16 protein-coding genes and 2 pseudogenes are annotated in these 18,991 nt (G+C 63.2%); 8 read left to right on the forward strand and 10 right to left on the reverse strand.

Features of this window, described 5'->3' with window-relative positions; genetic code table 11:
* Positions 1-279 precede the first annotated feature (279 nt).
* Genes OKW45_RS07740 through OKW45_RS07750 form a run of 3 tightly spaced genes read left to right on the forward strand, consistent with a single transcriptional unit; the run spans position 280 to position 6,301 of the window.
* Positions 280-3,519, forward strand: coding sequence for an efflux RND transporter permease subunit (locus OKW45_RS07740; RefSeq protein WP_429466977.1), 3,240 nt, complete (start codon positions 280-282; stop codon positions 3,517-3,519).
* Between the two features lie 19 nt (positions 3,520-3,538).
* Complete coding sequence (locus tag OKW45_RS07745) at positions 3,539-4,816, forward strand: efflux RND transporter periplasmic adaptor subunit (RefSeq protein WP_429466979.1); 1,278 nt, start codon at positions 3,539-3,541, stop codon at positions 4,814-4,816.
* A gap of 27 nt (positions 4,817-4,843) precedes the next feature.
* Positions 4,844-6,301 carry an efflux transporter outer membrane subunit gene (locus OKW45_RS07750; protein ID WP_429466981.1) on the forward strand — a complete coding sequence of 486 codons (1,458 nt, stop codon included), beginning with the start codon at positions 4,844-4,846 and terminating at the stop codon, positions 6,299-6,301.
* 16 nt (positions 6,302-6,317) lie between these two features.
* Here OKW45_RS07750 and OKW45_RS07755 read toward each other — a convergent pair whose 3' ends face one another.
* Positions 6,318-7,778: a heavy metal sensor histidine kinase gene (locus OKW45_RS07755; protein ID WP_429466983.1), complete on the reverse strand. Its 1,461-nt coding sequence runs from the start codon at positions 7,776-7,778 to the stop codon at positions 6,318-6,320.
* Positions 7,778-8,455 carry a heavy metal response regulator transcription factor gene (locus OKW45_RS07760; RefSeq protein ID WP_184012529.1) on the reverse strand — a complete coding sequence of 226 codons (678 nt, stop codon included), beginning with the start codon at positions 8,453-8,455 and terminating at the stop codon, positions 7,778-7,780. Before OKW45_RS07760 ends, OKW45_RS07755 begins: the two co-directional genes overlap by 1 nt.
* 320 nt (positions 8,456-8,775) lie before the next feature.
* Between OKW45_RS07760 and OKW45_RS07765 the strand changes: the two genes are divergently transcribed.
* Together OKW45_RS07765 and OKW45_RS07770 are read left to right on the forward strand one after the other, a co-directional pair.
* Positions 8,776-9,117 (forward strand): hypothetical protein, encoded by a 342-nt coding sequence (locus tag OKW45_RS07765; protein WP_429466985.1) that lies wholly within the window; start codon positions 8,776-8,778, stop codon positions 9,115-9,117.
* A 144-nt stretch (positions 9,118-9,261) separates the two neighbouring features.
* Positions 9,262-9,720, forward strand: coding sequence for a hypothetical protein (locus OKW45_RS07770; protein ID WP_429466987.1), 459 nt, complete (start codon positions 9,262-9,264; stop codon positions 9,718-9,720).
* Positions 9,721-9,945: 225 nt separating this feature from the next.
* On the opposite strand, the pseudogene OKW45_RS07775 reads toward OKW45_RS07770, so the two are convergent.
* From OKW45_RS07775 to OKW45_RS07800, 6 genes and pseudogenes are all read right to left on the reverse strand, one after another.
* A pseudogene (locus OKW45_RS07775) lies at positions 9,946-10,212 on the reverse strand (hypothetical protein); the annotation flags it as partial.
* Positions 10,139-10,633 carry a hypothetical protein gene (locus tag OKW45_RS07780; protein ID WP_429466989.1) on the reverse strand — a complete coding sequence of 165 codons (495 nt, stop codon included), beginning with the start codon at positions 10,631-10,633 and terminating at the stop codon, positions 10,139-10,141. The gene OKW45_RS07780 and the pseudogene OKW45_RS07775, both read right to left, overlap by 74 nt.
* Positions 10,634-10,681: 48 nt before the next feature.
* Positions 10,682-10,894 (reverse strand): annotated as a pseudogene (locus OKW45_RS07785) (transposase domain-containing protein); the annotation flags it as partial.
* A 207-nt stretch (positions 10,895-11,101) separates the two neighbouring features.
* Positions 11,102-12,046, reverse strand: coding sequence for an NADPH-dependent F420 reductase (locus tag OKW45_RS07790; protein ID WP_429466991.1), 945 nt, complete (start codon positions 12,044-12,046; stop codon positions 11,102-11,104).
* Complete coding sequence (locus tag OKW45_RS07795; RefSeq protein WP_429466993.1) at positions 11,931-13,358, reverse strand: aldehyde dehydrogenase family protein; 1,428 nt, start codon at positions 13,356-13,358, stop codon at positions 11,931-11,933. The genes OKW45_RS07790 and OKW45_RS07795 overlap by 116 nt, the downstream gene beginning before the upstream one ends.
* A 183-nt stretch (positions 13,359-13,541) precedes the next feature.
* Positions 13,542-13,952, reverse strand: coding sequence for a winged helix-turn-helix transcriptional regulator (locus tag OKW45_RS07800; protein WP_429465138.1), 411 nt, complete (start codon positions 13,950-13,952; stop codon positions 13,542-13,544).
* Between the two features lie 100 nt (positions 13,953-14,052).
* Here OKW45_RS07800 and OKW45_RS07805 point away from each other — a divergent pair, with 100 nt between their 5' ends.
* Positions 14,053-15,171, forward strand: a complete 1,119-nt coding sequence (locus tag OKW45_RS07805; RefSeq protein ID WP_429466995.1) for an NADH:flavin oxidoreductase — start codon at positions 14,053-14,055, stop codon at positions 15,169-15,171.
* 621 nt (positions 15,172-15,792) lie between these two features.
* Here the strand turns inward: OKW45_RS07805 and OKW45_RS07810 are convergent.
* Positions 15,793-16,203: a hypothetical protein gene (locus tag OKW45_RS07810; RefSeq protein ID WP_429466997.1), complete on the reverse strand. Its 411-nt coding sequence runs from the start codon at positions 16,201-16,203 to the stop codon at positions 15,793-15,795.
* Here OKW45_RS07810 and OKW45_RS07815 point away from each other — a divergent pair.
* Together OKW45_RS07815 and OKW45_RS07820 are read left to right on the forward strand one after the other, a co-directional pair.
* Complete coding sequence (locus OKW45_RS07815) at positions 16,138-16,536, forward strand: DUF4148 domain-containing protein (RefSeq protein ID WP_429466999.1); 399 nt, start codon at positions 16,138-16,140, stop codon at positions 16,534-16,536. The genes OKW45_RS07810 and OKW45_RS07815 overlap by 66 nt on opposite strands.
* Positions 16,537-16,688: 152 nt before the next feature.
* The gene (locus OKW45_RS07820; RefSeq protein WP_026226684.1) at positions 16,689-17,087 is read left to right on the forward strand and encodes an RcnB family protein; all 399 of its coding nucleotides are present in this window, start codon (positions 16,689-16,691) and stop codon (positions 17,085-17,087) included.
* 577 nt (positions 17,088-17,664) lie between these two features.
* On the opposite strand, the gene OKW45_RS07825 is transcribed toward OKW45_RS07820, so the two are convergent.
* On the reverse strand, positions 17,665-17,985 hold the full coding sequence (locus OKW45_RS07825) for a DUF1330 domain-containing protein (protein ID WP_018425385.1): 321 nt from the start codon (positions 17,983-17,985) through the stop codon (positions 17,665-17,667).
* Positions 17,986-18,991 lie beyond the last annotated feature (1,006 nt).

The raw sequence follows: 18,991 nt of genomic DNA on the forward strand, positions 1-18,991 counted from the left end.
TTTGGAATTGTGGACATGGCCATGCTTTCCATTCCGATCGCACGACCTGGCCTTTCTCTGACCACGCGACTACGGATTTGCTATCTGCGTGCGGCGGCTGTCGATTGCATTCCCGAAGCGCGTCCGGTTGTCCGGCAGATGACAGACTTGTATTGTGGCTGACCGGAACCGGTAAGCACGGCCCACACATACTCCAGACCAGGCCTGAATTCAAGCAGCAGTTCTACTGCGCGAGCCTTGGGTCGGGCAACTCTATTTGCTATTTATCAGGAATTCGTCATGTGGATTGTGAGGCTCGCCCTGCGCCGCCCGTACACATTCGTGGTACTGGCTCTGCTGATATTCATCGTCGGGCCGCTTTCCATTTTGCGCACGCCGACCGATATCTTCCCGAACATCAATATCCCGGTGGTCAGCATCGTCTGGACGTACAACGGCTTTTCCGCCCAGGACATGGCCAATCGCATCACATCGAATTACGAGCGCGCGCTGAGCTCGGACGTCGACGACATCGAGCATATCGAATCGCAATCGCTGAACGGGGTCTCGGTGGTGAAGATCTTTTTCCATCCGGGCGCGGACATCAATCGCGCGATCGCCGAGGCAGCGTCGAATTCCGCATCGATCCTGCGCGTGCTGCCGCCCGGCACGCTGCCGCCCAACATCATTACCTATAACGCCTCGACGGTGCCGATCCTGCAACTCGGCCTCTCCAGCGACACGCTCTCCGAACAGCAGCTTTACGACCTCGGCAACAGCCAGATCCGCACGCAGTTGGCGACGGTACAAGGCGCGTCGGTGCCGCTGCCGTTCGGCGGCAAGGTCCGGCAGATCATGGTCGATATCGACCCGCGCGCATTGCAAGCCAAAGGCCTCGCGCCGCTCGACGTAGTCAACGCCGTCAACGCGCAAAACCTGATCCTGCCGGGCGGCACCGCGAAGATCGGCACGAAGGAATACAACGTGCAGATGAACGGCAGCACGGACACCGTAGCCGCGCTCAACGATCTGCCGATCAAGACGGTGGCCGGCGGCGTGGTGTATGTGCGCGACGTCGCCCATGTGCGCGATGGCTACGCGCCGCAAACCAACATCGTGCGCAGCGACGGCAAACGCGCCGCGCTTCTTACCATCGAAAAGTCCGGCAGCGCGTCGACGCTCACCATCATCCAGCAGGTCAAGGCGATGCTGCCGCATATCGTGGCCGGCTTGCCGAGCGCGCTGCACGTCACCGCACTGTCGGATCAATCGGTGTTCGTGAAGTCGGCCGTCGTGGGCGTGGCGCGCGAAGCGCTGATCGCCGCCGCCCTCACCGCTTTGATGATCCTGCTCTTTCTCGGCAGTTGGCGCGCCACGCTGATCATCGCGGTGTCGATTCCGCTCGCGGTGCTGACCTCGCTGATCGCGCTGTCCGCGCTTGGCCAGACCATCAACATCATGACGCTTGGCGGCCTCGCGCTCGCCGTAGGGATCCTCGTCGACGACGCCACGGTCGCCATCGAAAACATCACGCATCATCTGGAGAACGGCGAGCCGCTGCATGACGCGATCCTGAACGGTTCCGGCGAAATCGCGGTGCCGACGTTCGTATCGACGCTGTCGATCTGCATCGTGTTCGTGCCGATGTTTCTGCTCTCAGGCGTGGCGCGCTATCTGTTCGTGCCGCTCGCCGAGGCGGTGGTGTTCGCCATGATCGCGTCGTACTTTTTCTCGCGCACCCTGGTGCCGACGCTCGCGATGTATCTCATGCGCGCACGCAGCGACGCGCTGGTGACGGGTAATGGACCGATTGCGCGCCTGATCCGCTTTCAGGCCGCCTTCGAACATCGCTTCGAGCGGCTGCGCGAACGCTATCGCGGCGTGCTCGGCGCGGCGATAGCGAGTCCGCGGCGGTTCATCGCGATCTTCCTGCTGTTTTGCATCGGCTCGCTCGCGCTGGTGCCGTTTGCGGGCCGCGACTTCTTCCCCGCCGTCGATACTGGCGAGATCCGCCTGCATCTGCGTGCGCCGACCGGCACGCGTATCGAAGACACCGCGCGCCTCACCGACGAAGTCGAAGCCCGTGTGCGCAGCATGATTCCGAAGCAGGAACTCTCGGCGATGCTCGACAATATCGGCGTGCCGGTGAGCGGGATCAATCTGACCTACGACTCATCGGACCCGATCGGCCCGGAAGACGCCGACGTGATGATCACCCTCGCGGCGAAGCACAAACCGACCGCTCAATATGTGGCGAGACTGCGCACGACGCTCGCCAGGGATTTCCCCGGTGTCACGTTCGCCTTCCTGCCCGCCGACATCGTCAGCCAGATTCTCAACTTCGGCCTGCCCGCGCCGATCGATATCCAGATCGTCGGCAACAAGCTCGACGCCAACCGGGTCGTGGCGAACCGCCTGCTCGCGCAACTGCGCGGCGTGCGCGGCCTCGTCGACGCGCGTATTCAACAGCCCGGCGATGCCCCCGCAATCAACGTCAATGTGGACCGTACCCGCGCGATTCAGGCCGGGTTGTTGCAACGCGACGTGTCGCAGAACCTGCTGATCGCGCTGTCCGGCAGTTCGCAAACCACGCCGAATTTCTGGCTCGATCCGCACAACGGCGTGAGCTATCCGCTGATGGCGATGATGCCGCAGTACGACATCAACTCGTTGCAGGCACTCGCCAATATACCGGTCGCGCAATCCGGAGGCACCGGGTCCGGCGTGATGACCACGGCCGCAAACACGGGCGGTCCGGCGCCGCAAAACCTGCTCGGCGCATTGAGCACACTGACACGCGTCACCCAGCAAGCCGTCGTCTCGCACTACAACGTGCAGCCGGTGCTCGACATTTTCGCGTCGGCGCAAGGACGCGACCTCGGCGGCGTGGCAGCGGACGTGACCCGGCTCGTCGATCAGATCCGACCGCAATTGCCGCCTGGCGCGTCGATCGTCATGCGCGGCCAGGTGCAGGCGATGCACGACTCGTTCAGCGGTCTTGCGAGTGGCCTCGTGTTTGCGATCGCCCTGGTCTACCTGCTGATGGTCGTCAATTTCCAGTCGTGGCTCGACCCGTTCATCATCATCAGCGGCTTGCCGGGCTCGCTCGCGGGCATCGCATGGATGCTGTTCAGCACTGGCACTCGCCTGAGCGTGCCGGCACTCACCGGCACCATTCTGTGCATCGGCATCGCCACGGCCAACAGCATTCTCGTGATCAACACCGCGCGCGAATTTCACCACGGCGGCAAGCCGCCGCTGCGGGCCGCGCTCGAAGCCGGCTTCAGCCGCTTCCGTCCAGTGCTGATGACCGCGCTCGCCATGCTGATCGGGATGCTGCCGATGGCGCTCGGCCTCGGCGATGGCGGCGAACAGAACGCGCCGCTCGGTCGCGCCGTGATCGGCGGCCTCGCGCTCGGCACGGTGTCGACCTTGCTGTTCGTCCCGGTCGTCTACGGGATGGTGCATGCGTGGCTCGACAAACGCCGCGCGGCACGCACCGACACACAAGAATCCGGCGTTCCCGCCCGCACTCATTGATTCCGACGAGACCTTGCCCATGAACGATTCATCCCTTCCGCCCGAGCTTGGCGAGCGGTCAGAAGCGTCCGCCGAGACCGCCGACACCGCGCGTTTGCATAGCGCCAAGGAAACCCGGCATGCCGGCGCCACGCCGGCAGCGGCCGCCAGCACGAACGCGCGCCGCCGCCTCTGGCCGCTTGCGTTGACCGGACTTGCCGCGGCGTTGCTGATCGTCGGCATCGTGCCGCGACTGCACGCCAGTGCCGCGCTGACACAACAGACGCAGGCGCAAAGCGTGCTCAGCGTGTCGGTCGTCACACCGCGCGCCGCGCCGGCCATCCACCAACTGCTGCTGCCCGGCGCGGTTACGCCGTTCGCGGAAGCGTCGATCTACGCGCGCACGAGCGGCTACCTGGCGCACTGGAACGCCGACATCGGCGCACAGGTCAGAAGCGGCCAGACGCTCGCGACAATCGAAGCCCCCGAGCTCGACGCGCAATTGCGCCAGGCCCGTGCCGACGAAGCCACCGCGCAGGCCAACTTCGATTTCGCCAGGACCACCGCGCAGCGCTGGCAGGAAATGTTGAGAACGCAATCGGTCGCGCAGCAGGACGCCGACACCAAAGTCAGCGACATGGAAGCGCGCCGCGCGATGCTGGCGTCGGCGCAGGCGAACGTCGCGCATCTCGCGGAACTAGTCTCGTACGAGAAGATCACCGCGCCGTTCGACGGCGTGATCACTGCGCGCAACGTCGATGTCGGCGCACTGGTCACGGCGGGCGGCACGCCGGGCACCGCGGGCATGTCGGGCGAACTGTTCCACATCCAGCAGACCGGCGTGCTGCGCGTCTTCGTCGATGTGCCGCAGAACGACGCGCCGTATGTCACGCCGGCGACCGGCGTGTATCTCACCGCCCAGCAGTATCCGGGCCGTCGCATCGCCGCGAAGGTGGTGCGCAGCACCGATTCGATCGATCCGTCGAGCCGCACGCTGCGCGTCGAGATCGACGTCGATAACAAGGATGGCGCGCTGATGCCCGGCGCTTACACGCAGGTGCATCTGCAATTGCGATCGACCACGCCGGCGCTCGACCTGCCTGTCAGCGCCTTGCTGTTCCGGCCGGACGGCGTGACGGTCGCCGTGGTCGATAGCAACGGCCGGGCGCTGCTCAAGACCGTGCATATCGGCCGGGATTTCGGCACGCACGTGGAAATCACGACAGGCCTCGCCGCCACCGACCGCGTGATCGACAACCCCGGCGATTCGCTGAACACCGGCCAGATCGTGCAGATCGCGCCGGCCATGCCTGGCTAAGTGCAACGTCACAGAAAGGATTCACTGATGGTTTCTCTGTCTCTTTCACGGCCGCGGCTGCACCGCACGCTGGTGGCCGGGATGATCGGCGCGCTGCTCAGCGCGTGCTCGACCTTGCCCTCCTATCAGCGCCCGAGCGCCGGGATTCCCGCGCAATATGCGGGCACCGCGCCCGGCTGGGCGCAGGCCGCACCGGCTGACGCCACGCCGCGCGGCCCATGGTGGACGATCTTCAACGATCCGGTGCTGAATCAACTCGAAGCGCGTATCGACGTGTCGAACCAGACCGTGCGCAAGGCAGTCGCGCAGCTCCAGCAAGCGCGGTCGATGGTGGACTATCAGCGCGCCGGTTTTTTCCCGACGATTACCGCTGGTGTCGCGCAGGATCGCTCGCGGACCTCACAGAATGTCGAAGGCAAATCGCTCGCGGGCAAGACCGTGCCGGACTACTCGGCGGGCGTGTCGGCGAGCTGGGAGCCGGATCTGTTCGGACGCGTGCGCGATAGCGTGAACGGCGCGCAGGCCGACGCCCAGGCGAGCGAAGCCGACCTCGAAGGCGTGCGCCTGTCGATGAGCGCGGATCTCGCCGTCGACTATTTCTCCCTGCGCTCGCTCGACACGCAGAAGAAGCTGCTCGACGACAGCGTGACCGCCTACGCGGCCGCGTTGAAACTGCTGCAGCAGCAACTGAAAAACGGTGCGATCGATGCGTCCGCGGTCGCCCAGGCCACGACGCAACTCGAAGCGACGCGCACGCAGGACACCGACATCGACGTGACGCGCGCACAGCTGCAGCACGCGATTGCCACGCTGACCGGCGAGCCGGCTTCGAGCTTCGCGCTGCCGCCGAACGGCTCGGCCGTCACACCGCCCGCGATTCCGGTCGGCTTGCCGTCGCAATTGCTGGAGCGTCGCCCCGACATCGCCGCCGCCGAACGGCGCGTAGCGTCGGCCAATTCGCAGATTGGCGCCGCGCAGGCGGCGTTCTTCCCCGATCTGGTGCTGTCGGCGAGCGCGGGACTGGAAAGCACCTTTTTCGCGCCCTGGCTGAGTGCGCCGAGTCTGTTCTGGTCGCTCGGCCCGCAACTGGCCGGCACGCTGTTCGACGGCGGCAAGCGCCGCGCCACCCTGCACGGCGCGACGGCGCAATACGACGGCGCGGTCGCGGACTATCGCCAGTCGGTGCTGGTGGCGTTCCAGCAGGTCGAGGACAATCTGTCCGCCTTGCATTCCCTCGCCGACGAAGCCGCCAGCCAGCAGCGCGCCACCACGGCCGCTGAACTGTCGTTGCGGCTCACGACGAACCGATTCAACGCGGGCGCGGTCAGCTATCTCGACGTGGTCACGGCGCAGACGATTGCGTTGACGAATCAGCGTGTCGCCGATCAGATCGCCGCACGGCGGTTGGAGTCGAGTGTGTTGTTGTTGAAGGCGTTGGGTGGGACGTGGGGTGATGAGGCCAAGCGTGCGGCCGGGTCTGTGTAAGCCCCCTGCATACCCTTCACCCGCCCCGCCGAAATACCAGCACAAAGCGCGTACTCCGTGCATCGCTCTGCGCATGCACCGAGCCGCCGTGCAACTCCATGATCGTGCGCACGATCGCAAGCCCGAGCCCCGCCGATCCCGTGGAGCCTCGCGACAAGCCCGATGACGGCAGCGAGCTGCGCGACGGATCGATGCGATAGAAGCGGTCGAAAATCCGATCGAGATGTTCGGCGGCAATGGGCTGCCCTTCATTCGACACGGTCACGCGCACCGCGTCGGCCGATGCGCTCGCGTCCAGCACAATCTCGCCGCCTTGCGGCGTATAACGAATGGCATTGGCCAGTAGATTGCTCACCGCGCGGCGAAACAGTTCGAGATCCGCCGTCAAGCTGGCCGTGCCGCTGACACGCACACGCACTAGCGCCTCTTCGGCAATCCCTTCGAAGTACTCGGCGATATGGCTCAACTCGCGCGCCGCATCGAACTCACGCATGTGCTTGACGAACTGCGGATGCTCAGCGCGCGCCAGAAACAGTACGTTCTCGATCATTCTCGACAGCCGGTCGCACTCTTCCAGATTCGAGGCGAGCAGCGACTCGTATTCATCGACGGAACGCGGCCGGGCGAGCGCGACTTCAGCGGCGCCGCGCATGTTGCTGAGCGGCGTGCGCATGTCGTGCGCGAGGTCGGCGGTGAAACGCGATAAACGCTGAAACCCGTGGTCGACGCGCTCAAGCATGGCGTTCAGCGACGCCACCAGCGTCTCGAGTTCGCTCGGCACACGCGCCACCGCGATCCGCGTATTGAGGCGATTCACCGTGACCAGGCTCGCGCTAGCCGCGATATCGCGCAACGGCCGCAGCGCGGCGCGGATCAGCAGATAACCGAGCAGCATCGCCAGCATCACGCCGGCTACGCCCGCCAGGTGAAGCCTGTCGCGGTAACGGTCCAGCAGCAGCCAGCGGTCGCTCATGTTGCGCGCCACCAGCACGCTCGCCGTTTCGCCGTCGCGTAGACGCGCGTCGGTGAGAATGCCGTGAATCGGCGCGCCGTTGCGGCCGGTCCACTCGCCGATATCGGCCTCGGTGATACGCGCCGAAGCCGCTACGCGCGCGAGCGGCGGCAACGCGGCGAGCGTCGCCGCGCCGGTCGCCGCATTGGGCACGGCAAAAGTCCCGGCGATGTTGTGTTCGACTGCCCGGTTGCCATCGGGATCGAACACTTCCATCGACATGGCCTGATTGCCGAGCACGATGCTGATCAAACGGTCGCCATGCTCGCCAATGCCCTTCGACGTCTCCAGCTCCTCGGCAAGCCGCCGTGCGTGGCGCGCGGCAAGCACTATGTCGAGATTGTCCTGCGCCTTGATCTGCTTTTCGAGCGCGAGATACAGAAAGCTGCCCACCAGCACGAAAACCGCCAGCGTCGTGGCGCCGAAGGCAAGCGCGAGCGTCGCGGCAAGCGAGCGCACGCGCATCAAGCAGTGTCCTTCAGTTCGAGCACATAGCCGACGCCGCGCACCGTGTGAATCAGCTTGACGGGAAAGTTGTCGTCGATCTTGGTGCGCAGCCGGCGAATCGCCACCTCGACCACATTGGTGTCGCTATCGAAATTCATGTCCCACACGTACGACGCGATTTGCGTGCGGCTCAGCACTTCTCCCTGCCGGCGCGCCAGCAGTTGCAGCAGCGAGAATTCACGCGGCGTGAGATCGATGCGCGTGCCGCCACGTTTCACGCGCCGGCGGTACACATCCATCTCCAGGTCGCCCACCTTGATCCGTTCGCTTTCGCGCGGCGGCCCACGGCGCGCCAGCGTACGCACGCGCGCCAGCAGTTCGACGAACGCAAAAGGTTTGACGAGGTAATCGTCCGCGCCGAGTTCCAGGCCGCGCACGCGGTCGTCGATGTCGTCGCGCGCGGTGAGAAACAGCACCGGCGTGGCGCGCGTGCTGCGCAACGTCTTGACGACGGTCCAGCCGTCCATGCCGGGCAGCATCACGTCGAGCACGATCACGTCGTATTCTTCTTCCTGCGCGAGAATCAGCCCTTGCGGGCCATCGTTCGCGACGTCGACCGCGTAGCCGGATTCCTCCAGACCTTTCTTCAGATAGGCCGCTGTTTTTGGCTCGTCCTCGATCACCAGGATTCGCATCGGCTGCTCCGCTTTGCGTTGACCATTAAATCATACAGGCAAGCGCTCCGGCCGGTGATTACGATCCTGTAATGTGCGTTCGCACGGCCACCGGCCATGCCTGCTGTCCCGTTGAACATGGACATCCGCGGATTGCTGACCGGTTGACGTGCTCAGGGTCACCTTACCCAATTTAACGCTCAGCGCTCTACAACTCGCTGGCCGAACCGAGACAACTGATGGTGGTGAAGGCGGCTGAACATAACGACTGGATGGGCCGCGTCGACGAAACCTGGTGGCGGGAGGCGATCGGCTTCCTGCTTACGCCTTCGCATTGAAATATGAAAGCACGCTCCGTCCCGTCGAGCTGGAAACGCTTCTATGTCCTCGACGCGAAGAACAGGCCTGTCGAGGTGTTCGACCACGGCGAGTGGTCGCGCTGGATGACTGAGAACGAACTGATCTTCCGCCGCACACTGCTGGACGAATCCGGCGTGACGGTCACGACCCGCGTCCGCGGTGTGTCCGAACCGAAAACCGGGGAGGTTTCGCTGTTCGTGACGCGCATCGCCGGAATGGAGGCGCGAGACAACACGAGCTACGGAGCACGTACGCTTGATGACGCGCTGGAGCAGCATGAGCGCATCGTGCAGAAAATCCTCCGGATGCTGACCGCGCGGTGATCGCCATAGCGCGACGATTCTCCGCGAAACGCAAATGCCACAGAAGGCGCAAGGGCGTGTAGATTAGGATCTTGTTGCGACCCGCCACTGTGTCTTCGAATTGGTCGCCATCCGAGTCAGTCCTGATGTTGCACAGGAGCAGGCATGAACACGAAGCACAGCAAGAAAGCTCATCTCGAAGCCGCGGCGTCACACCACGAGCAGGCCGCGCGACATCACCGCGAGGCGTCGCGGCATTTCGATGACGGTCAAGACTTTGCCCACGCCGCACATCAGGCGATGATGGCCCATGGCCACACGTTGCATGCGATCGATCAGGCACACGACGCTGGCGCGCACAGCGCCAATACGCCATCAATACCGCCTCCATCGACCGGCTCAACCGTAAGTGCCGCGGACGTGGCAAAACATCATGCGGCGGCCGTGGAGCTTCACACGCAGGCGGCGCAGCATATGCGCCACGCCGTCAAGCTCTTCGATCAGGATCGTAGCGCGGCCTCCCACGACGCACAGCTAGCGCTCTCCCTTGCACTGCGCGCTTTGTCCCATGGCAACGAAGCAGCCAGACTATTTGTCAAGCTCGCTGCCAGTGGTGCATCGTGAGTTAAGGCCGGTTGAATTCAGGCCAGTCACATCTAATTTGGTGGAGTATTCGGAGTGGTGCAGTATCCGCTTATACCCATTCTTGAGCGCACCGAAAGCTGAATCGCTTTCTGCACGGCACGCACGCCGTACAGCACCAGGTTGTCGCGCGGATCTACGGTCGTGGGCCTGCCGCAAAGATCCGCGCATTGATAGGTGTGGCGCAATCCAGCACGCCACTCGCGACTAGGCCTTTCGCTCCAGCAGGTCTGTTGCGAAAGACTTCGCATGCGCTAAAGCCTCTTGCGCGTCGAGGAATACACCGAGCTGATCCCAGTGCTCTTCGACCGAGTACGTTCCTTTCATACCGAGTGCCCTCTGAACGCGCAATTGCGCTGCGTACCTGCCGTCCTCCAATGGTCGGGCAGTCGCAAATACCTTATGCGGAAGATCGGATCTTTCTGGCGGATCCAACTCGACAGGACCGCCAGGTACGCCGATTTCTTTCAACTCGTACATGGTTCCGGCCGCCGCGGATCACGAGTCTGCCGAAGTCCCGAAATCTATGCAGAATGAACACGTTCAACGGGCGATGGTCGATATTGCGCAGCTCCAAGTCGAAGTCGTCGGCCAGCCCGCATCGTGCGGCCAGCAAAAGCGCGAGTGCAAAACTCTCCAGTGGCCGCGCGACGAGCGACCGCGCCGCGCTGTAATCGCCGTTGGTCGTGGCATGAAGATAGGCGAGCACGTTGCCGGGCAAAGTCGATGGAACGGCCAGCCTGCCCCGGTGCTGCACGATGCGGTTAAATAGCACCCCGACGGATACTTCGAGAAGCGCAGTCAGGCCGAGCGACAGCGCGGCATGCGCAAGCGTCAGCAAATACGGAGTTTCCTCGTCACTCATGTCGCACAGCGCCGGCGCATACTCATCCACGATGGACCCTGCCAGAGTTTCGAAGGGTGCGCGGCACGCGTCTGATCATCAGTAAGCGTGTCGCCGAAACCGTCTTGACGCGGAGTTGAGTTGCGTACGCGCGGGAAGCTGAGCAGCAACGGCCCACGGCGTGAGGTCGCCGGCGCGATTGATGGGATGATCGGCGACGCGAGCGAGTACGAAGCGCAGATATGCCTCGGGATCAACGTTGTTGAGCTTCGCGGTGCCGATCAGGCTACAGATCGCTGCGGCACGTTCGCCGACCATGCGATTAATCGCATCGACGAACTCGCACCGTGGGTCTTCGCCGATCAGCTCCGCACTGCGGTCTGAAGACCCCGGTCACCGGTCAACCCGTTGCTGGTGCCACGCTTACCTGCACGCAGAGATGGCCTGATCCGTTGTCGGCACGTCGAAGCGCCCATCGTTGCGTTCCCGCTGATCGGCGTCATCGGCTCAGCGCACCACTTAGCTCCCGCGGTTGAGTTCGCGGTTCAGCGCGGTCATTTCGTCAGTGCTCGGGAAAGCGGGGTACGCGCCGAGTCGGTCCATGAGCGCCTGGAGGTTCCGCGGCGCACGGGGCTTGTCCGCTGCCGCCAGCGCTTTGCGCAGGTCATGCGCCGTCAGGGAGGTGCAATAGGCCGGCGTGCCCGGCTGCTGGCGCCAGGAGTCGGCAAGGCTTCCCGCATCGACCGGCTCGAACCCGGTTTCGTCCACCAGCGTCTGCGCGATCGCCTTGGCGGCCGCGTCATCGCCAGCAACAGGTACGGCGATGCGATCGGCTGCGCCGCGCGGCTTTCCCCCGTCCGCAAGCACGCCGGCCAGAATGGCGTTAAACGTTTTCACGACCGGGCGGCCGAACTGGGCGCTAGACCAGACGCTCTCGGGCTTGCCGTCGTCGACTTCGGCGATATTGCCATCTCGCACGGGATAGTAATTCGAGGTGTCTATGACGACGACGTCCGCCGGCACATCGGCGAACAGGCCGGCGAGTTCCGGGTTGTTCTTGAAAGGAATGGAAAGGACTACGACGTCGACGTCCTTGACCGCTTCGGCCGGAGTGACCGGTTCCGCGCCCACCTTTTGGGCCAACTGGCGTAGTTCGTCGGGGGGGCGGGTTGAGGCCAGCTTGATGCTGTGCCCGTTCGAGGAAAATTTTTGCGCGAGCGTTGCGCCGATGTTGCCTGCGCCGATGATGCCTATTTTCATGTTCGTCTCTCCTAACTGTCGCGAGTGTCGGCTGCAAGCCAACGAGGGTGAAGTTGATCGCAGCCGAGGTGAGGCTGCGTCCGCTACGTCAGACGGCCTTACGGGAGCCGATGATCGCCTTGGTCTCCAGGTATTCGCCGAAGGCAACCTCGCCCCATTCGCGTCCGTTGCCCGATTGCTTGTACCCGCCAAACGGCGCGGCAAAGTCCATGTCGGCATAGTTCAGCGTGACCTGGCCGGCGCGCAGCCTGCGCGCGACCCGCTCGGCCTGGACCGGCTCGCCCTGGACGTAAGCCGCCAGCCCGAACACCGTATCGTTGGCGATGGCGATGGCGTCGGCTTCATCGGCATAACCGATGATTGCGAGAACCGGACCGAAGATCTCCTGCTGTGCGATCGCCATATCGTTCTTCACATTGGCGAAGACGGTCGGGCGAACATAGAAGCCCGTTTCCAGTCCCTCGGGACGGCCAGGACCGCCGGTGACGAGCGTCGCGCCTTCATCGATGCCGGACTGGATCAGGCGCTGGATCTTGTTCCACTGCGCCTCAGATACGACCGGTCCCATCTTCGCATTGCTAGCCGGATGCCCCACGACCCACTGCTCGGCTGCGGCCAGGGCAAGCTCGGAGGCCTCCGCCATCCGCTCGGCGGGAACCAGCATCCGCGTGGGCGCACCGCAGGATTGACCGCTATTGATCATGACGCCCGCGACGCCCGCCGCCACAGCCGACGCCAGATCGGCGCTGGGCAGGAGGATGTTGGGCGACTTGCCGCCCAGTTCCTGATGCACGCGCTTCACCGTCTGGGCTGCATTGCGCGCCACCTGGATGCCGGCTGGCGTGGATCCGGTGAACGAGACGAGATCGACATCGGGATGGGCGGTCAGGGCATTGCCCACGCCTGCTCCGTCGCCTTGCACAAGGTTGAACACGCCCGCAGGCGTCTGAGCCTCATGCATGATCTCGGCGAAGATCGTCGCCGAATACGGCGAGACTTCCGACGGCTTCACAACCATCGTGCAACCGGTCGCCAGCGCCGCGGCGACCTTGCAGGCGATCTGGTTGAGCGGCCAGTTCCAAGGGGTGATGAGCGCACAGACCCCGATCGGCTCACGCACGATGTGTGCAGTGCCGTGGGGGCCCTCGAAGCTATAACCGGCGAGCGCAGTGCGGCCGATCTGGAGGTGGCCGAGGCCGACGGGCACCTGATACTGCTCGGCAAGCCAAAGCGGCGCGCCCATCTCCTCCGAAACGGCTTGGGCCAGATCCCTGGCACGCCTCTGGTAGCCGGCGATGATACGGTCGAAGAGCGCAAGACGGTCCTCGGCCGAAGTCAGCGAGAAGGTCTCGAACGCAGCGCGAGCTGCGGCGACCGCTCGGTCGACGTCGCGGGCGTCACCGATCGCAACTCTGCCGGAGACAGATTCATCCGCCGGGTTGATGACATCGATCACGGTGTCACCGGCAGGCTCTACCCACGATCCGTTGATATAGAACTGAAGATTGTTGCGCATATCCGGGCTCTCCATCTTCGTCAAAAGGAGGCCAAGGTATACGCCGTAGACCTGGGCGTCAATTAGGCACCTGGAGTAGCTCAAGTAGGCTTGAGGATACCGCGTGCCATGGGCCAACCCGTTCGGCGGCGGTGTCCCGGTCGCCCTCACAGGCCCTGGTCGACAGGGCCTGCAGGTCGCGCGTCAAGCAAACTGCCGATGTTCTGATCCTTCCGCCAACGCGCTTCCGCCCGCCGCCGCGTCGAATGCCTGGCGCGCGGCCTCGACCTCGGAAAACTTGGTGAGCGTCCACTCATGCAGTGCCCGCAATGGCGGCTGCAACGTGCGCCCAAGTGGCGTGATCTGATATTGCACCGCCACCGGAGACAGCGAAACGACTGTCCTCGAGACCAGGCCGTTGCGCTCGAGCCGGCGAAGACTCTGGGTGAGCGCCTTCTGCGTGACGCCTTCTAGGCGCCGCCGGATGGCGTTGAAACGCTGCGGCCCGTCGTCCAGCACGGCCAGCACCATCATCGACCACTTGTCCGCGATCTGGTCGAAGAGTGCGCGGCTGGGACAGTCAGACGAAAAGCATTTCAGTTCGGGAACGGGCATGGTGGTTTCCTTCGATACACCTGGGCGACTTCAGGTGCCTGATTGACGGCAGGTATCAAACATATACCATGATGCCTTTGTTTGCAACGGAGCCTGTTCAATGTCTCACCCCGATACCAGCACCCTGTTTCGTCCCTTCTCAATCCGCTCGCTCAACCTGAAGAACCGGATCGTCATGGCCCCGATGACGCGGCTCTTTGCCCCCGAGGGCGTGCCTGGCGACGCGAATGTCGCCTATTACCGGCGCCGCGCGGAAGGGCGCGTGGGGCTTATTCTGTCCGAAGGGACGGTCGTTGACCGTCCTGCATCACGCAACGACGGCGGCATTCCGTTGTTTCATGGCGAGGCCGCGCTAGCCGGTTGGAAAGATGTGATCGATGCCGTCCACGACGCAGGCGGACGTATGGCGCCTCAGATCTGGCACACCGGTTCCACCCGTTACATCAACAACTGGGAGCCTGATGCGCCGGTCGAGAGCCCATCCGGGCTAGTCGCGCCCGGCGATCCTCGCGGCGTGGCTATGACCGAAGAGGACATCGCGGATACGGTTGCCGCCTTCGCCAACGCGGCAAGAGATGCCAAAGCGCTCGGCTTCGACGCGGCAGAGATCCATGGCGCCCATGGCTATCTGATCGACCAGTTTTTTTGGCCGGGGACCAACCAGCGGACCGATCGCTATGGCGGGCCGACGGTCAAGGAGCGGTCCCGCTTCGCAAGTGAGATTGTCGCTGCCGTGCGCGACGCCGTCGGTCCGGATTTCCCGATCATCATGCGGTTCAGTCAGTGGAAGCAGCAGGATTTGAGCGTGCGGGTCGCCGAGACCCCGGCGATCATGGAGGACTGGCTACTGCCGCTGGTTGAAGCCGGGGTCGATGTCCTGCACTGCTCGCAGCGACGCTTCTGGGAACCCGAGTTTCCTGAGATCGATGGCGAAAACGGGCTAAATTTTGCCGGCTGGGCCAAGAAGGTGACGGGTGCCGCGACGATCAGCGTCGGATCGGTCGGGCTTGAAAAGGATTTCGCCACCGCCTTTTCCGGCGAGGGATCGACCCCTGCGAGCCTGGACCGTCTCGTCGAGCGAATGGAACGCGACGAGTTCGATCTGATCGCCGTTGGCAGGGCCATTCTCCACGACCCAAGCTGGGTCAAAAAGGTTGAACACGGCCAATACGGCGCGCTGAAAGGGTTCGACGCGGCAGCGCTCGCCGAATTGGTCTGACGGTGAGTTCGAGGACGGGAACATTCTTCGAACCCGTCCTCTTCGGTATTCGAATTTCACGCTTTCATCTGTTTTGAGCTTCCCTCGATAGTCCACCCAAACGTCAACGCCAGGACTTTTGTAGCCCCTCCCCAGGTTCGCCAGCCGCCGAGCCAGATGTGCCCATGACTTCACCGATACTCTCGCATGAGCATGCTGCCGCTGCGCGGTTGGTTAGGTTCCTGGACGCCGGAAACAATCGGAGCCGCTGTCGGCCGCTGTTTTGCGCGACGCTTGTCCGCTGACCGCAAATGAAGGGGTGGAAAGCCCCAACTATCCGGGCCTTCACTTTCAGCCGCGAAGCGGCTACGTTTTTGTCGGCGCCCGGGCTGAGCCTTGCGCCGCAATGCTCTCCACGAGGTCCATTCCGCTCGTCGGCGAACAGCCGGATTGCCTGTCCGCCCGAACGCTGCGCTGTCACGACCTGGTCGAGCTCACGTCGGTGCGTAGGCCTGGCATTTGGTGTTGATCGTCCAATTCGTTCGGCAGCGCGGAATTCCGTGGCTGGTTGCTGGGCGCGTGTTATCTGATCTAACGACAGATGCCAGCTTGCCAACAATTCGCGGGCTCGAAGAACCGGGGTTACACCCCCTGATCCGGTTTTCTGATCGCGGATGAGCCTGGCTGACCGGCGGCTGTGTCGACGATCACCGCGGCCGTCGCGCTCGGCACGATGTGCAATTCACGGGTGCGAAACGGCAGCGAACATTGCGGGTCGGTCAGTGTTTGACGCACCCGGCGCGCGAGTCCCCAACGCATGGTCCAGAACATGTCCGTGTTCGACCAGACGCGGATATTCAGCACCGCCGTGCTGTCGTCGAAGCGGATGACCATCACCTGCGGCGCGGGATCGCGGAGCGCACGCGGGTCGGCTGCGGCGAGCGTGCGCAGCGCCCCAAGCGCGCGATCCACATCGTCACCGCCTTTGTGGCTGCCCTCGCTCTCGCTGCTCCCATTACGGTTTTTGCCGCAGCAAACGTCGCAGCAAACCATCCACTGACCCGCGCGGAAGTCCGTGAGCAACTGGTCGAGATCGAAGCGGTGGGCCACAACCCGGCCCATGCGAACGCGAGCGAATATCCGGTGGACATCCAGGCCGCCGAAGCCAAGGTCGATGCCCATCGGGGGGGCACGTCCGGAGTGAGCGGCAGTCACCCAGTGACCGTCGTGGCAGTCAGTGAAGAAGTGATTGAGATTGAGATTGATAGCGCTGCCGACACGTCCGGAGTGGGTGGCGTCGTAAGCGGCTCGTCCGCAACGGGCGGTCATGCTTACAAGAGCGACGCAGCTCGCACCGGTCCGGGCTCGGTCTACTTCGGTCACTAACCGGCTGACAGGCGACTGACACACCGTCCGCCTGTCTTTCCATAGAAATGCGCAGAAACACTGCGCGCCACATATACACCAACTGGCTCGGGGAAACGTCATCGCCGTCAAACGCGACCGTTTCATCAATCACTTCTTCTGTCGAGGCAGCCATGAAATCGAAACTACTCACGCACTTCATGATCGCCGCACTGCTTGGTGCGTCGATCCCTGCTTTTGCCCAGCCTCACGACAATCAGCGTCACGATGACCGGTCGGCGCACGGCCCGCAACCACACGAGATGCGTCCGCCCCCCAGGCACGGTCATGGCCCCATGTCGCACGAGGCCTATAACGGCCGGCCGGGCGGCCCGATGCCGCATGCCGACTGGCGCCAGGGCGACCGGCTTCCTCCTGAGTACCGCGATCACAACTACGTGGTCGACGACTGGCGCGGCCACGGACTGCAACCGCCGCCGCGAGGCTATCACTGGGTTGGGGTCAACGGAGATTACGTGCTCGCCGCAATCGCAACTGGCATCATTGCGGATGTCCTGTTCTCCGGCCACTAACACCGGCGGCAACATGTTAACCGCGTTGAATTCATCCACGCAGGCAGCGGCCGTGCACTATTTCGACGAGCAGCCGCGATTCACTCCGTTCAATCGGTTAGCTTTGCTACGCACCACGCTGTACGATTAACTGATACGTGCTACGCGGCGTGGCCAAACCGATGAGCGTGGCAGAGTACGAGCTCATGCGTGAAGTGCCGGCTGCCTAGGGCCTGTTTACGCTAATCACGGGCTTGCGAACGTGCCTTTCCGCGCGCAGTGCAACGAGAGAGGAGCACCGTTTGCCCACGCCAAACAAGCGACGACCGACGCCGCAATACGGGCGGAAAGGCACGTTCCCCTGTTTTAAAAAAAACCTTCAAGGGGCTGGCGGCCAGAAGGGCCGATCGCCCCGTCATGCTCCTTGCGAAAACGTCGAGTATTCGTTGCGTCGCAATCCTTGCGCTCGGCCCTTCTGGCGGCCAGCGCAAGCCCGTTATTAGCGTGAACAGGCCCTAGGAAACCGGACTGCCGACCATCGGCTTCCAACGAAAAAACCGGCGCAAGTTCGGTTCCTTCGGGTGGAACTACTGGCGGGTTAGACGGTCCCTTCGAGCAGCACAAAGTTACCGGTCGCGGCCCCGGCGCGCAGCGCCTTCGCTGCCTGATATTCAGGGCTCTCATAGAACGCTTTGGCATCCGCGAACGAATCGAACTCGATCACCATGTGTTTCGTGTGCGTACCGCCTTCTACATGCTCATGTTTGCCTGAGACTGCAACGATTTTCGGCGCAACATGTTTCGTTGAAAAGCTTGCTATTGCTTCGCCTGCGGCTTTTGAGTAGATCGCATAGGCGGCTGCATCCGTGATGTTTACGTGTGCGACGAGGTAGCCTTTTGGCACGGGTTCCTGATGCATGGCTTGATCTCCTGTTGTTCGCGGCTGAACGACATGTGCAGCTCGAACGTCGGATCATGCCTGCAGCATCCACGCGGATAAAGCCGTCCCTGTGGACAACAGCATTCGAGCCGCATCAACAATGCTGCGACGCATTGGCCTGGCAATGCGGCCCGAAGCCGGCGTCGATTGTCGCACCCTGCGCGGTTGCGATGCGGGGGCAGGCAGAAAGCGATTCACCCGCCGAAGAAGTTCTTGCCGCTAGATCGGCTCGACCGGCGTCAAGCAGCAGACAACTACACCCGCATGGGCGCGCGATACGCCTCAGAGCCGCTTACGATCCAGCCACTGTTGTAGTCTGCGGTCACTGGTGCAGCCTAGCGTATCTGAGGCCACGAGGTCGCCTATAAGATAGGTATTCTTATGTGCGACGTGAGGTCGCTTCGTTCGTTGTTTTACCGTCGATGCCTGGCGGGAGGAAACCGGGCGTTCCGTCGCCCGTAGTCTATTGGTGCATGCGGGGCTGGTAACGGCGCCGTGTGAAGCCACCGAGACAATGTAGCCCGGCGCAAGCTAAGCCGTGGTCGTGAGACGACGGTGCCCCTGCGAGTGTCAATGCGGAGGGGGCGCTAGACTGGATGGCATGGCTAAAGTATTTGAACTGCTGATAAACATCGTTAACTTAGACGGGCCAAAGACACTGATAGGCCCCACCCAAAACGGGAACGTAGCAGGTCTGCCCTTTATAAGATGGGGCAGCGCGGACATGGTGCTACCGGTGGAGAAGCAGAGCCTAAACCATTCCTGCGAACGATGCGGAACACGGAAACCCCGTATCTCTGCCCAGTCGGGCAAGCCGACCGTGAGGAAAGCTGTTGGAGGTGCGGGAACAGGAGTGCGGAGAAAGCGAACGCCGTCCTGTAATCGGACGGATAGGGATTGCGCCGCAAGGCAACCTCATCCTACGCGAAAGCGGGCAGACTTCCGCATGGTCTTTCGTCACGAAAGAGTCTGACGAACCTTCAAA

Origin of the sequence: Paraburkholderia lebeckiae (assembly GCF_050436225.1) — a bacterium.
Lineage (GTDB): Bacteria > Pseudomonadota > Gammaproteobacteria > Burkholderiales > Burkholderiaceae > Paraburkholderia > Paraburkholderia tuberum.